Here is a 13,909-nt window from a genome sequence, read left to right as displayed (position 1 = left end):
GGTTCTTAATTCAATTATGGGTGAAGCAAATGCATCAATTCCAACATGTCAACCAGAAATTCCAAGAAATATGTTTGGATACTATGGAAAGGCATTACCAAGAACATGTGTAACATTTGTTTCAAAATATGCATATGAGAATGGAATAAAGGAAAAATTAGGATTAGAAAAAATGGTGCTTCCAGTTAAAGGAATTAGAAATTTAACTAAAAATGATATGAAATTTAATAGTGAGATGCCTAAATTAGAAGTTGATCCACAAACTTATGATGTAAAAGTAGATGGAGTTTTAGCAACTTGTGAGCCAGCAGAAACATTACCATTAACACAAAGGTATTATTTATTCTAATTTAATAATTAAAGGAGAGGCGATAATGATATTAGATAAAGTGTTAGGAAATATAGACAGTACAGATGTAGAAGGGTGTCATATAGAAAAAATTTATTTAGATAATGAAGATATGCTTAAAAGAATTGTAAGAGCAGAATCAGATCACGGAAAAGAATATGGAATTGCATTAAAAAATGATGAAAAGCTTAAAGATGGAGATATTATTTTCAATGATGGGCATAACGTTGTTATAGTTAAGATAAATAGCGAAGATGTTCTTGTAATTTTACCAAAAGATATTACTGAAATGGGAAAAATTGCACATGAGATAGGAAATAAGCATCATCCAGCACAATTTATGGATGGAAGAATGATTATACAATATGATCCAGTGGTTGAAGAAGGCTTAAAAAGAGACGGAATAAATTATAAAAGAGAAAATCTAGAGTTAAAAGAGGCATTTAGACATGTTGACTTCATGCATAGACATTAAACAAAATTTAAAAATATTAGAAATAATGCAGATATGTGATTCAAATTTTCCAATAGGATCGTTTAACCACTCATACGGAATGGAAACATACTTAAGAGATGATCGGATAAAAAATACAGAAACTTGTAGAGAATGGATAACTACTTTTTTTAGAAGTCAATTTTTATATAGTGAAGGATATGGGATAAAACTCCTATATCCTCTACTAAAAAAAGATAATTACGATAAAATTATAGAATTAGATAGAAAACTAACTGTTCAATGTATGGCAAAAGAAACAAGAGATGGAAATAAACTTGTTGCAAGAAGAATGGTTGAATTATTTTTAGATTTATATAAATCTGAAAAATTGCAAAGATATTTAGAAGATATAAAAAGTAAAAAAGTATTCGGGCATCCATCAATAGTGTTTGGAACTCTTATGTATGAATTAGGAATTGATTATAAATTTGCAATTCAATATTATATGTATAGTACGGCATCTACATTAATACAAAATGCGGTAAGAACAATACCACTTGGGCAAAAAGATGGGCAGCTTCTGTTAAAAGGTTGTTCAGAAGAATTTGAAAAGCTTAGTGAATTAATAGAAGAATTAAGTGAAGATATGTTTGGAGCGAATGTTCCAGGTATTGAGCTTGCACAAATTCAACATGAAACATTAATATTTAGATTATTTATGTCATAAAAAATTTTTATATGAGGTGATAAATTATGAGACCAGTAGTTATAGGTGTTGGTGGCCCTGTTGGAAGTGGAAAAACACTTTTAATAGAGAGAGTTACTAGACAAATGAATGAAGATTATAAATGTGCAGTAATAACAAATGATATTTACACAAAAGAGGATGCTAAATTTATGGTGAAAAATTCTATTTTACCAGAAGATAGAGTTATCGGAGTAGAAACAGGTGGATGTCCACATACTGCTATTAGAGAAGATGCTTCAATGAATTTTGCAGCAGTTGATGAATTAAAGAGTAGATTTAATGATTTAGATATTATTTTCTTAGAAAGTGGAGGAGATAATTTAGCAGCAACATTTAGTCCTGACTTAGTAGATTTTTCAATTTATATAATTGATGTTGCACAAGGAGAAAAAATTCCAAGAAAAGCAGGGCAAGGAATGATAAAGAGTGATTTATTTATTATTAATAAGATAGATTTAGCACCATATGTTGGAGCAGACTTAGAAATTATGAGAAAAGATACTCTTAATTTTAGGAAAGAAAACACATTTATTTTCACAAATCTAAAAACTGATGAAGGTATAAATTTAGTTATAGATTGGATAAAGCAAAAATGTCTATTAGAGGGAATATAGTATGCAGAAATGCGAAGATAAAATAGAAAATTTTGATGGATATATAAAGTTGGTTTTAGAAAAACGTGGAGATAAAACAATTACTAGTAAAAGAGCATTTGATGGTGTAATGAGAATTTCACCAACAATTCATTTAGATAGAGAGGAAATTTCAACATATTTTATTGTTCAAATTGGTGGTGGGTATGTTGAAGGAGAAAAGTTTTTAAATATAATAGAATTAAAAAAAGATGCAAGGGCAATAGTTACTACACAAGCATCAACTAAAATTTATAAATGTGAGAATCAAAAAGAAACATATCAAGAAACATATATAAATTTAGATAAAAATAGTATTCTAGAATATATAACTGATCCAGTAATTTTATATAAAGATGCTATGTACAATCAGGTGAATAATGTTTATATGGATAAAGATAGTACATTTATATATACAGATGGAATTACTTCAGGATGGTCACCAGATGGAAAAGATTTTAAATATAGAAGTGGAAAACTTAAGACTAATATATATTATGATAAACAACTGGTGCTTTTAGATAATCTTGTTTTAGAACCAGGAAAATATGATGTTAGCAAATTAGGGTATTTAGAGGGATATTTAAATTTTGGAACTTTATTAGTTATAGATAAAAGAATAACGAAAGAATTCATAGAAGAATTACGAAAAGAAATAGAGGGAATAGATTTAAAAGTAAGTTATGGAATAAGTGGCTTAGAGATAAATGGATTTATACTTAGAATTATAGGTGATATGACAGGCGAAATAGAAAAGGTAATAATAAAGTGTCATAATTTTGTAAGAAGAGAATTATTTAATTCTCTTCCTATAATTATACGTAAGTATTAAAAGAGGTGATTTTATGTTAGATGGAATAGTGCATGGAAATGTGGCATTTATAATTTTGTCAACAGTATTAGTATTTATAATGACACCTGGGCTTGCATTTTTTTATGGTGGATTAGTAGAGAGAAAGAATTCTCTAACAATAATGTTACAGGTATTCTTAGCAATAGGTGTTGTAACTATTATGTGGATATTTGGAGGGTTTAGTCTTGTATTTGGAGACGATATAGGTGGTTTTATTGGAAATCCAGCACAATTTTTTGCATTTAGAAATTTAGATTTTGTGGTAAATAGAACTTATGGATTAACAATACCATTTTTAATGTTCTTTATGTATCAATTAATGTTTGCAATTATAACATTACCATTAATGACAGGTGCCATAGCAAATAGAATGAGAGTAAGAGGATGGATAGTTTTCTTAATTATTTGGATGATTATAGTATATTTTCCAATTGCTCATTGGATTTGGGGAGGTGGATTCCTTGCTAAAATGGGATTTGTTGATTTTGCAGGAGGAACTGTAATTCATGTAAGTTCAGGATTTTCAGGGCTTGCAGCTATATATGTATTAGGAAGAAGAGCAGTGCCAAATGATAAAGGGCCGTTTAATTTAGGGTTAGTAGCAATTGGAGCAGCACTTTTATTATTTGGGTGGTTTGGATTTAATGCAGGTGGAACTCTTGCAGCAGCAGAAACAGCAGCAATAGTATTTACTAATACTGGAGTTGCTGGAGCTGCTGGAATGGTTGTATGGACTATAATATCTTATATTGAAGAAAAAAGATTTTCTTTTTTAGAGCCATTGATAGGTGCAGTTGCAGGGCTTGCTACAATAACACCTGCATCAGGATATGTAACACCGCTTTCAGCAACATTAATAGGTGCTATTGCAGGAGCCTTTTGTTTCTTTTGTGTTAAATTTGCTAAAAAGAGATTTGATGATGCACTAGATGTTTGGGGTGTTCATGGAATGGGAGGATTTATTGGAACTATACTAATAGGATTTTTAGCAAATAGATTAGTTAATGGAATAAATGCTGGAGTAGAGCAAATTTTAATTCAATTATTCGGAGCAGTAATAGTTGCGATATACTCAATAATTGTAACATTCATAATTATGAAGATAATAGATAGAGGAAACTTTATTAGAGTTTCTAAAGAAGAACAGGAAAGAGGTTTGGACGAATCTCTTTTACATGAAAAATATGATATAGAGTAAGGAGGAAAAAATATGTTAGGAGCAGTTCTTTTATATGTAGGTTTTGTACTTATGATTAATGGTATTGGAACTCTTACAAAAATACCACCAAAATCAACAGCAGTTATGAATTTAATAACAGCGACGCTATCAATAGTTGTTAATTTTGGAACACTTATAATAGATCAGGCACAAGCACCAGCAAATTCAATAAACTTTTATGCACCAGCAACAGGACTTTTGTTTGGATTTACATATCTTTTCATAGCAATAAATTCACTTTTTAATCTTGATACAAGAACTTTTGCATGGTATTCATTATTTGTTGCAATAACAACAATACCAGCAGGAGTTCTTCAATGGAGAGAAGGTGGAATATGGAATATTCTTATGGCACTTATATGGTGGGCATGGGGTATTTTATGGATTACATCACCAATAGAAGTTTTATGGGGAAAAGGATTAGGAAAATTTACTCCATGGCTTAGTATAGTAGAAGGTGTTTTTACAGCATGGATACCAGGATTTTTAATATTAATGGGAATATGGACTTAGGATAAATAGTTAAAACTAAAAGGAGCTAAATTTTTAGCTCCTTTTAGTTTATAGATTTTAAGCCTGTGTATTTAAAGGTACATAAATTCTTTTAGCAAGTTCATCATCAAGCATATACATTCCTGTAGGGTTGCCTTCAAGTCGTCTAACTTTTTTTAGTAAAGTTTGGAAGTTATTTTCTTCTTCAACTTGTTCATCAATAAACCATTTTAAAAGACTTATAGTAGCATGCTCTCTTTCACCAGTAGCAATATCAGTTAAGTTATAAATTTTACTTGTAACTAACTGTTCATGCTTGAAGCCTTCTTCAAAAACCTCAATAATACTAGTATAATCTTTTTTAGGCATATCAACTTTTTCTAAAATTACATTTCCACCTTTTTGAAAAATATAATCATAGAATTTCATAGCATGATCTAATTCTTCTTTGGCTTGAATTCTAAAAAAGTTTGCAACACCTGGTAAATCATTAGCTTCTGCAAATGCAGACATTGCTAAGTAGGTGTATGAAGAATAAAATTCAAAATTAACTTGTTCATTTAATGAATCTAATAATGTTTGACTTAACATATAAAAATCCTCCTTTGTAAGTAGATACAATTAAATTGTAATACGGATAAGAGAAAAGTTCAAATTTATAGAGACATATAGATAAAAATAGAATAATATTTAAATATAAAAAGTTAATAGAATATTAAAAATAAGTTGAAAAGTTAAAGCGATATACTAAAAATATAAATGATATAATATATCTTTAGTATAAATAAAAGTGGAGGTAAATGATGGGATATATATCAATTATATTAATAGGAGTTGCATTAGCGATGGATGCTTTTGCAGTTTCATTATCAAGAGGGATTGGATTTAAAGAATTTGATAGCAATGCAACGTTAAAAATGGGAATAACATTTGGATTATTTCAAGCTATTATGATAGTTATAGGATGGTTTGTAGGAGGATATTTTTCAACTTATATAGAGAGGTATAATAAAGTAATTGTATTTATAGTTTTTGTTGGACTTGGAGTTAAGCTTTTAATTGATGCAATAAAAGGAAATGATGAAGGTGATGAGAAAAAATCATTAAATTTTAAAACATTAATGGCGTTAGGATTTGCAACAAGTTTAGATGCATTAGCTGTTGGTGTTACATTTGTTACATATAAAGGAGCAGACTTTATTCCACCTGTTTTAATAGGAATGGTTACATTTATAATTACAGTTTTAGGTGCAGTACTTGGATATGGTGTAGGTAAAAAAGTTGAAAGTAAAATTGGTGAAATTATAGGGGCTATTATTCTTATCGTATTAGGGTTAAGAGTATTATTTTAAGAGTAAGTGAAACATTTCAAATAAAAGAAATGTTTCATTTTTTTATCCATAAAAAGAAGCTAGGCATATATATATATAGTGAGACACAAATTGGGAAGGTGATATTTATGAAAATTGCAATAAGAGGTGGACATACGTTTAGTGTGCCAGGTGCTAGAGCTATATTAGATGAAACAACGGAAGATAGAAAAGTAAAGGATGCTATTGTAAAGTATTTAAAGAAAACAAATCATACGGTTTTAGATGTAACTCCAAATGATAGCTATAACACTGTAAACAAGGAAATATCTTATGGAATAAATAAAGCAAATGATTGGGGGGCAGATGTATTTTTAAGTATTCATTTTAATAAGGCATATGATGAATATGATGGAGCTATAGGAACAGAAGTGTTGGTTTATGAATCAAGTCGAGAGAATAAAGAAGCTAAAGCTGTCTTAAATAATATTGTAAGTTTAGGGTTTAAAAGTAGGGGAATAAAGGAAAGAAAAGATTTAAGTGAATTAAAAAGAACTAATATGAATTCTATGATAGTTGAAGTATGCTTTGTTGAAGCAACTAAAGATGTGGAGCTTTATAAAAAGGTTGGTTATGATAAGATAGGTTTTGCAATAGCAGAAGCATTAGCAGGGAAAATAAATGAAGTCCCAGAGAAGCCAATAGTACCTGATAAACCAACAGTTCCAGAGGAGAAGCCAAAACCAAATGAAAATTGGATTACTAGCTTACAAAAGGAATTAAACAAAAGTTATGGAGCTAATTTAAGTGTAGATGGAATTGGAGGACCTAAAACATTAAAAGCATGTCCTATCTTAAAAAAAGGAAATAAGGGTGAGATTGTTAAAATATTACAAAATAGGCTTATGAGTATAAAATATTCTTGTGGAGAAAGTGGGGCAGATGGAATTTTTGGTACAGGAACTGAAAATGCAGTTTTAAAATTCCAAAATGAAAAAGGAATAGGAAAAGATGGAATTGTTGGAGGAAAGACATGGGCAAAACTTTTGAATGTAGAAAGTGGAAGTGAAACGGAAAGTGAAAATTGGATTACTAGCTTACAAAAGGAATTAAACAAAAGTTATGGAGCTAATTTAAGTGTAGATGGAATTGGAGGACCTAAAACATTAAAAGCATGTCCTATCTTAAAAAAAGGAAATAAGGGTGGGATTGTTAAAATATTACAAAAACGATTAATCCAGATAGGATTTCCTTGTGGAAGTTATGGAGCAGATGGAAATTTCGGAGGTAGTACAAAAAGTGCAGTAGCAAATTATCAAAAATCTAAAAAAATATCTGCTGATGGTATTGTAGGAAATAATACTTGGTCAAAGCTTTTAGGTGTATAAAGATATATAATATAAAAAAAGAAGTGCTAGATTTTAAATCTAGCACTTCTTTTTTAGTCAACACTTTTTCCAAGTGATGCTTCTAATATAGTATACCAATCTTCGTGAGAAAGGTTTATATCTAAGGCCTTTATAGCAGTTTTAGCACGAGAAATTTTTGAACTACCAACTATAGGCATTATTTTAGCAGGATGTTTTAAAAGCCAAGCATAAGCAATTTGATCAATAGATTCAGCATTATATTTCTCTTTTAAATCATTTAAAGAAGCTCGTACACGTAAAGCTTGAGCACAATCATCTTTAAAAATACGTCCACCTGCTAAAGGAGACCAAGCCATTGTGGAAATTCTTTTTTCTAGAGTTTTATTTAATGAACCGTCAGTAAGACCTGTTGTTTTAAGAACAGAAATTTCAATTTGATTTGTAACTAAAGGTTCTTTATAAAATGAAGTTAATAAGTCTAATTGAGAAGGTGTAAAATTTGAAACACCAAATTCTAAAACTTTACCTGAAGCTTTTATTTCTGTAAAAGCTTCAGAAACTTCTTGAGGATCCATTAAAAAATCAGGTCTATGAATAAGCATAGTATCAATATAATTTACACCAAGTCTTTTAAGTGAATTGTCAACTGACTCTATAATATGTTTTTTAGTAGAATTATAGTGAGGCGTAGAAATTCCTTTAAATAATGATTGTATAGGAGGTTTTATTCCACACTTTGTTACAATTTGAATTTGATTTCGAATTCCTTTATCTAATTTCATAGCCTCACCTTGAAGTGATTCAGCTAAGTAAATATCAGCATTATCAAAAGTTGTAATACCTAAATCAATACATTCTTTCATAAAATCTAATGTTTCTTGAGGAGTTTGATTCCAATGAGATAGTCTCCAAAATCCTTGTATTATTCTTGAATAAGATAAGTTATCAGTTAGTTTAATTTTTTCCATAAAAACACCTCTTTCCAAAAAATTTCCTAATAATATTGTAACATTTATTTGTATATATTTTCAAATAGATTAAAAAGTTATAGTGTTAATAAGAAATTTAATATAAAATGATTTTATACAAATTAGTATAAAAGAAAGATTAGATATAAACGAAAGAGAGTGGTTAAGGCTCTGAAAAAGGAGATAAAATGAAACAGAAGTATTTATATATATTTAATTATCCAAAGTTTGAAATGGAACTTTGTATGATGGAGGCTAGAAGAATTTTTAAAGAGGAACCAGTTAATAAAACTTTAAAAAGTGAGATTGAGTTTAATCCGTCTAATAGTCCATTTATAAAAAATAGATTAGATATAATATATGAAGAAGAAAGTTTAGAAGAAATACTTGAAAATATAGAAGATGAAAAATTATCTTTTGATGATTTTAAAGTGGAATATTTAAGACTTGAAGAAGGAAATGTACCTTATAAAGAAAGGCTTAAGAGTGTATATGAAATTGGTTTTAGAGTAATTGGAGAACCTGATATGCATGAGCCTAAAATTTCACTTGGAGTAACTAAATATAAAGAAAAATGGTATTTAGGAATAAATAAGAGAAATGATTATAAATGGCATATTCATGACCAAAAACCATGCACGTATTCAAATTCATTAAGCTTAAGAGTAGCAAAAGCACTTGTTAATATTGCAAATGAAAATAGACAAGGGTTAAAGATAATAGATCCTTGCTGTGGAGTTGGAACAACTTTGATAGAAGGTTTATCTATTGGGATTGATATTTGTGGTTGTGAGATAAATCCTCAAATAGCAGCTAATGCAAAAAGAAATTTAGAGTTTTTTGGATTAGAAAAAAGAGTTACAAAAGGAAGTATGCATGATATAACAGAAAAATATGATATATCTATAATAGATATTCCTTATGGAGTGTTTACAAAAACTACAGAAAAAGAGCAAAGAGATATAATAGAAACTGCTAGAAGAATAAGTGATACTATGATAATAGTAACATTTGAAGATATGGATGAAATGATAGAAACTGCAGGTTTTAAAATTATAGATAGAAGTAAAGTTTGTAAAGGAAAGTTTATAAGATATATTAGTATTTGTGAGTAAAATAAAAACACACTAGAAAAATTTCTAGTGTGTTTTTATTTAAGTTGTGCTCATTCCTTTGAAGGCTCTTTTTAGTGGTTTTAATAAGAAAAGACAACCAAAAAGAGTACATAGAGTAGATCCAATATCAGTTTCAAATCCTAATATAAGTCTAATCCATAGCATATGACCCCACATATGAGAAGATATTATAAAAGGTAAATCTATAATAGTTCCGCATATGAAAGTTAGAAAAGCACCTACAAAAGCAAATACATATTCAGATTGTGTTTTTTTGTAAAGCCAATTATATATAAGGATATATTGAGGAAATAATATAAAATACATTATTACCCAAGGGCCAAATCCATATAAAAGCATTACGAGAAAACACCAGATAACTATAGTTATATATGCAACTTTTCTTTGAACATAAACTCCATAAAGTAGTATTAAAAAATTTGTAATACTAATGTACATTAATGCAGAGCCAAAGTAATAGGCTACAAATATTATAGCAGCAAGAATTGCAATTCTAGTAACTTCTTTAGCATTCAAGGTCTATGACCCCATATTATTTGTGTAAACGAAGTCGACTGAATCTCCATTTGCTAAATTAATTTTATTAGAAGTAGGTGCACCACCAACTTTGAAGTTTAATTTTTGAGCTGGAGAATCGTATCCATACATCCACCAAGGTCCTTTGTCCATACTAGGACTGTTTAATCCCATCATTCCAGTAATAAATGGTCCCCATTTAGTTTGTTCAAAGTTAATTTTAAGTTCTTTTTGATTTTCTTGTAAGAAATCAGCAAGAGTTTTTGCATTAGTATGGAACTCTTTGTCTTTAAGTAAGTAGTGATGATTTAAAGTATCTTCAATAGTAATATGTATTGTTTTTGCACCTTTTTGGCCTTCAATTAAGTTATGTCCTGCAAAAATAATTCCGATAACAACTACAATAGCAATGATTGCAATAATTATTTTAGGTAAAATTGATTTTTTCATTTGTAAGCTCCTTTTTAATAAGATTTTGATATAAATGCTTTTTCTTCAATGTTATTTTGTCTATTAACTTCTAAAGAAAAAACAAATAATAAATTAGTTATTAAATTAGAGAAATCTATTAATATAGTGGGAATATTATCATTAGCTTTTTTTAATAAGTAAAGCTGTCTACAAATTTGTTTAGAAACGCCTCTTGCTACATGATATTCACATGCAATAGGATGTCCTGTTGGATAAACAAAGCTTGAAATTCTATCTTTGTTTAAAGTTTTTAATTTTTGAATTAAATTTAAGCCATAATCTAAATCTTCTTGTGTGATGGCAAGTTTTCCACGAATCGACCCATTTAAGTGAAGAATTCTATCCATCATCCAGAATGTTTCATTATATAATGGGGTATCTAATGAAAGAATTCTACCAAGAATTGAAGAAAGATAATCTGTCATTACTTCGTGATCAACAGGTCCAAAATTTTCATTTAAAAATGGATATGATATTAAATCTATATTTTTCATGTCTTGATTCCTCCTAAATTTTGCTAAAAGATAAAAATTATCTTTTAATAACTACTTTTATTATTATAAGGAAATATTTGAAAAAGTAAAATAAAAAAATATTAACATTATAATAATAAGGAGTTAAGTTATAATATATAGTAGAGGAATATCAAAGGAGGAATAAAGACATGAAAAATTTTCATTATTCAATAAAAACAGACATTTATTTTGGAAAAGGTGCAATTAAGCACTTACCAGAGGAGATAAAAAAATATGGTAAAAAAGTTTTATTAGTTTATGGTGGAGGAAGCATAAGAAGAAGTGGATTATATGACACAGTATTAGATTTATTAAATGAAAATAATATAAAATGTATAGAAATTTCAGGGGTTGAACCAAATCCAAGAATAGAAACTGTAAGAAGAGGAATTAGGTTTGTAAAAGCTGATAAAATAGATGTTATTTTACCAATTGGTGGCGGAAGTACTATAGACTGTGCAAAGGCAATAGCTGCAGGAGCACTTTATGATGGGGATCCATGGGATTTACTTTTAGATTCATCAAAAGTAAAGGATTCAATTCCAATAGTATCAGTTTTAACACTTGCAGCTACAGGTTCAGAAATGGATCCAGGTGCTGTCATAAGTAATTTAGAGACAAAAGAGAAATTAAGCTTTGGTCATCCAAGTTTAAGACCTAAAGCATCAATCTTAGATCCTGAATATACATACTCAGTACCTAAGAATCAAACAGCAGCAGGAACAGCTGATATAATGAGTCATATATTTGAAGTGTATTTTAGTAATGATAAAGGAGCATATCTTCAAGATAGAATGTGTGAAGCACTTTTAAAAACTTGTATTAAATATGGAGAAATTGCTTATAACGATGGAGAAAACTATGAAGCAAGAGCAAATTTAATGTGGGCATCAAGTCTTGGAATTAATGGATTATTATCATGTGGTAAAGCTATAAGATGGTCAGTTCATCCTATGGAGCATGAATTAAGTGCATATTATGATATAACACATGGAGTAGGACTTGCAATTTTAACTCCTCATTGGATGGAGTTTGTATTAGATGAGGATTCATTAGAGAAGTTTGTAGAGTTTGGAGTTAATGTATGGGAGATAGACAGAAATTTAGATAAAAAAGAAATAGCGAAATTTGCTATTGAAAAAACAAAAAATTTCTTCTTCAATACATTAAAAATTCAAAGTAAATTAAGTGATTTAGGAATAACTGAAGAACATTTTGAAGAAATGGCAGTTCATTGTACAAGAACAGGCGATTTATCAGGATATAGAGAACTTACAAAAGAAGGAATAGTAGATATATATAGAAAGTCATTATAGTGGCAGATGCGATGGAAGAAAAAAATTAGAAAAATTCACCAATACGAAAAGTAAAAAAATAGAGGTATATGAATTGTTCCTAGTCTAATCAATAGGAAACAATTTAATATACCTCTTTTTACTATTTTATTATTACTTTAAAGAATCCTTTTTTACCTTTTTGAACCATTGCAAATCCCTCTTCAAAGTGAGATTTTTCAATAGCTTGTGCAATATCAGTAACTTTTTCACTGTTTAAAGACAAACCATTTTGAGCTACTAATCTTCTAGCTTCAGATTTTGAAGGAACAATCTTTTCAGAAACTAATATTTCAATTAAGTTACTTCCAAGTTGTTCTTCAGTAATCTCAATAGTAGGAACATGGTCTAAGTTTACTCCACCTTTAAATAAAGCTTCAGCAGCTTTTAAAGCATTAGTAGCTTCTTCTTCACCATGAACTAATTTAGTTATTTCAAATGCTAATCTTTCTTTAGCTTTATTTATTTCAGCACCTTCAACATCACATAATGCATTTATTTCATCAAGTTCAACAAATGTTAGAAGTTTTAAACAGTTCTCAACATCAGCATCACCAACATTTCTCCAGTATTGGAAGAAATCAAATGGAGAAACTTTATTAGGATCAAGCCATAAAGCGCCACCAACAGTTTTACCCATTTTTTCACCTTCACTATTAGTTAAAAGACTACAAGTCATAGCATAAACACTTTTAGATTTTTTCTTTCTAACTAAGTCAACACCAGCAATCATATTTGACCATTGGTCATCTCCACCTAATTCCATTTTACAGTTGAACTTCTCATTAAGAACTAAGAAATCATAAGCTTGCATTAACATGTAGTTAAATTCTAAGAATGAAAGACCTCTTTCAGCTTCAAATCTTCTTTTAAAACAGTCAGCAGCTAACATTTTATTAACTGAGAATTGACTTCCAACTTCTCTTAAGAAATCAATGTAGTTTAAGCCTCTAAGCCAATCAGCATTATTAACTAAGATTGCCTTATCATCTGAGAAATCTATAAATCTTGACATTTGAGACTTGATAGAATCAACATTGTGTTGAATTTGCTCATCAGTTAACATTTTTCTCATATCAGTTTTTCCACTTGGATCGCCAATTGTAACTGTACCACCACCGATTAATACGATTGGTGTATGACCAGCTTTTTGCATATGAGACATAAACATAAGTGCAATAAAGTGTCCTACATGTAAACTATCTGCAGTTGGATCAAATCCAATGTAGAATGTTATTTTCTCCTTCTCTAATAATTCATGAGTTTCAGCTTCGTGTGTGAATTGTTTTATGTATCCACGTTCTTTTAAAGTATCTAATACGTTTTTCATAAAAATTACCTCCATAAAATTTAATTTATAATAATATTTTGAAATTTACCTATAAAAATTATTAAAGGGTAAATACTTTTCTAAGTTCTTTTGTTTTGCTAAATTTAATATGCAAAGTTTAGGTGAGTTAATATAAGATTAACTATTATATAAAGATTTCTTAAAAAAGGGTATAAAAAAAGCCCCTCCTAATAAAAGGACGAGATTATTCACGTGGTACCACCTTAATT

At 29.1% G+C, this 13,909-nt stretch carries 16 protein-coding genes and 1 pseudogene; 11 read left to right on the top strand and 6 right to left on the bottom strand.

Going from position 1 to position 13,909, the window contains the following annotated elements:
• From ureC to ACRDDY_RS15200, 7 genes and pseudogenes are all read left to right on the top strand, one after another.
• Positions 1 to 349, top strand: a pseudogene (gene ureC / locus ACRDDY_RS15230) (urease subunit alpha); the annotation flags it as partial.
• A 25-nt stretch (positions 350 to 374) separates the two neighbouring features.
• Entirely contained in the window at positions 375 to 824 is a 450-nt protein-coding gene (locus ACRDDY_RS15225; RefSeq protein WP_438565793.1) for an urease accessory protein UreE, read from the top strand.
• Positions 799 to 1,512: an urease accessory protein UreF gene (locus ACRDDY_RS15220; protein ID WP_438565792.1), complete on the top strand. Its 714-nt coding sequence runs from the start codon at positions 799 to 801 to the stop codon at positions 1,510 to 1,512. The genes ACRDDY_RS15225 and ACRDDY_RS15220 overlap by 26 nt, the downstream gene beginning before the upstream one ends.
• A 26-nt stretch (positions 1,513 to 1,538) precedes the next feature.
• Complete coding sequence (gene ureG / locus ACRDDY_RS15215; protein WP_438565791.1) at positions 1,539 to 2,147, top strand: urease accessory protein UreG; 609 nt, start codon at positions 1,539 to 1,541, stop codon at positions 2,145 to 2,147.
• A 1-nt stretch (position 2,148) separates the two neighbouring features.
• Positions 2,149 to 2,997, top strand: a complete 849-nt coding sequence (locus tag ACRDDY_RS15210) for an urease accessory protein UreD (protein ID WP_438565790.1) — start codon at positions 2,149 to 2,151, stop codon at positions 2,995 to 2,997.
• A gap of 13 nt (positions 2,998 to 3,010) precedes the next feature.
• Positions 3,011 to 4,216: an ammonium transporter gene (locus ACRDDY_RS15205; RefSeq protein WP_438565789.1), complete on the top strand. Its 1,206-nt coding sequence runs from the start codon at positions 3,011 to 3,013 to the stop codon at positions 4,214 to 4,216.
• 12 nt (positions 4,217 to 4,228) lie between these two features.
• Positions 4,229 to 4,750, top strand: coding sequence for an AmiS/UreI family transporter (locus tag ACRDDY_RS15200; RefSeq protein ID WP_438565788.1), 522 nt, complete (start codon positions 4,229 to 4,231; stop codon positions 4,748 to 4,750).
• Positions 4,751 to 4,807: 57 nt separating this feature from the next.
• Here ACRDDY_RS15200 and ACRDDY_RS15195 read toward each other — a convergent pair whose 3' ends face one another.
• Positions 4,808 to 5,320 (bottom strand): ferritin, encoded by a 513-nt coding sequence (locus ACRDDY_RS15195; RefSeq protein ID WP_438565787.1) that lies wholly within the window; start codon positions 5,318 to 5,320, stop codon positions 4,808 to 4,810.
• 212 nt (positions 5,321 to 5,532) lie between these two features.
• Between ACRDDY_RS15195 and ACRDDY_RS15190 the strand changes: the two genes are divergently transcribed.
• Together ACRDDY_RS15190 and ACRDDY_RS15185 are read left to right on the top strand one after the other, a co-directional pair.
• Positions 5,533 to 6,081 (top strand): manganese efflux pump MntP, encoded by a 549-nt coding sequence (locus ACRDDY_RS15190; protein WP_438565786.1) that lies wholly within the window; start codon positions 5,533 to 5,535, stop codon positions 6,079 to 6,081.
• Between the two features lie 107 nt (positions 6,082 to 6,188).
• On the top strand, positions 6,189 to 7,427 hold the full coding sequence (locus tag ACRDDY_RS15185) for a peptidoglycan-binding protein (RefSeq protein WP_438565785.1): 1,239 nt from the start codon (positions 6,189 to 6,191) through the stop codon (positions 7,425 to 7,427).
• Between the two features lie 53 nt (positions 7,428 to 7,480).
• Here the strand turns inward: ACRDDY_RS15185 and ACRDDY_RS15180 are convergent, their stop codons facing one another.
• Complete coding sequence (locus ACRDDY_RS15180) at positions 7,481 to 8,377, bottom strand: aldo/keto reductase (protein WP_438565784.1); 897 nt, start codon at positions 8,375 to 8,377, stop codon at positions 7,481 to 7,483.
• 188 nt (positions 8,378 to 8,565) lie between these two features.
• Between ACRDDY_RS15180 and ACRDDY_RS15175 the strand changes: the two genes are divergently transcribed.
• Positions 8,566 to 9,492, top strand: coding sequence for a TRM11 family SAM-dependent methyltransferase (locus ACRDDY_RS15175; protein ID WP_438565783.1), 927 nt, complete (start codon positions 8,566 to 8,568; stop codon positions 9,490 to 9,492).
• 39 nt (positions 9,493 to 9,531) lie between these two features.
• Here ACRDDY_RS15175 and ACRDDY_RS15170 read toward each other — a convergent pair whose 3' ends face one another.
• From ACRDDY_RS15170 to ACRDDY_RS15160, 3 genes are read right to left on the bottom strand one after another with little or no spacing between them, the layout of a single operon-like run.
• The gene (locus tag ACRDDY_RS15170; protein WP_438565782.1) at positions 9,532 to 10,029 is read right to left on the bottom strand and encodes a hypothetical protein; all 498 of its coding nucleotides are present in this window, start codon (positions 10,027 to 10,029) and stop codon (positions 9,532 to 9,534) included.
• A gap of 3 nt (positions 10,030 to 10,032) precedes the next feature.
• Positions 10,033 to 10,479 carry a hypothetical protein gene (locus ACRDDY_RS15165; RefSeq protein ID WP_438565781.1) on the bottom strand — a complete coding sequence of 149 codons (447 nt, stop codon included), beginning with the start codon at positions 10,477 to 10,479 and terminating at the stop codon, positions 10,033 to 10,035.
• A 14-nt stretch (positions 10,480 to 10,493) separates the two neighbouring features.
• Positions 10,494 to 10,994: a hypothetical protein gene (locus ACRDDY_RS15160; RefSeq protein ID WP_438565780.1), complete on the bottom strand. Its 501-nt coding sequence runs from the start codon at positions 10,992 to 10,994 to the stop codon at positions 10,494 to 10,496.
• A gap of 170 nt (positions 10,995 to 11,164) precedes the next feature.
• Here ACRDDY_RS15160 and ACRDDY_RS15155 point away from each other — a divergent pair, with 170 nt between their 5' ends.
• Positions 11,165 to 12,331, top strand: coding sequence for an iron-containing alcohol dehydrogenase (locus ACRDDY_RS15155; protein ID WP_438565779.1), 1,167 nt, complete (start codon positions 11,165 to 11,167; stop codon positions 12,329 to 12,331).
• Between the two features lie 121 nt (positions 12,332 to 12,452).
• On the opposite strand, the gene tyrS is transcribed toward ACRDDY_RS15155, so the two are convergent.
• A complete protein-coding gene (gene tyrS, locus ACRDDY_RS15150) occupies positions 12,453 to 13,679 on the bottom strand; it encodes a tyrosine--tRNA ligase (RefSeq protein WP_438565778.1) in 1,227 nt (408 codons plus the stop codon).
• Between the last annotated feature and the right edge of the window lie 230 nt (positions 13,680 to 13,909).

This window comes from Clostridium sp., from assembly GCF_051656525.1.
Lineage (GTDB): Bacteria > Bacillota > Clostridia > Clostridiales > Clostridiaceae > Clostridium.
Note: the sequence above shows the minus strand (reverse complement) of the source record. Positions and strands in the feature narration are given on the sequence as shown.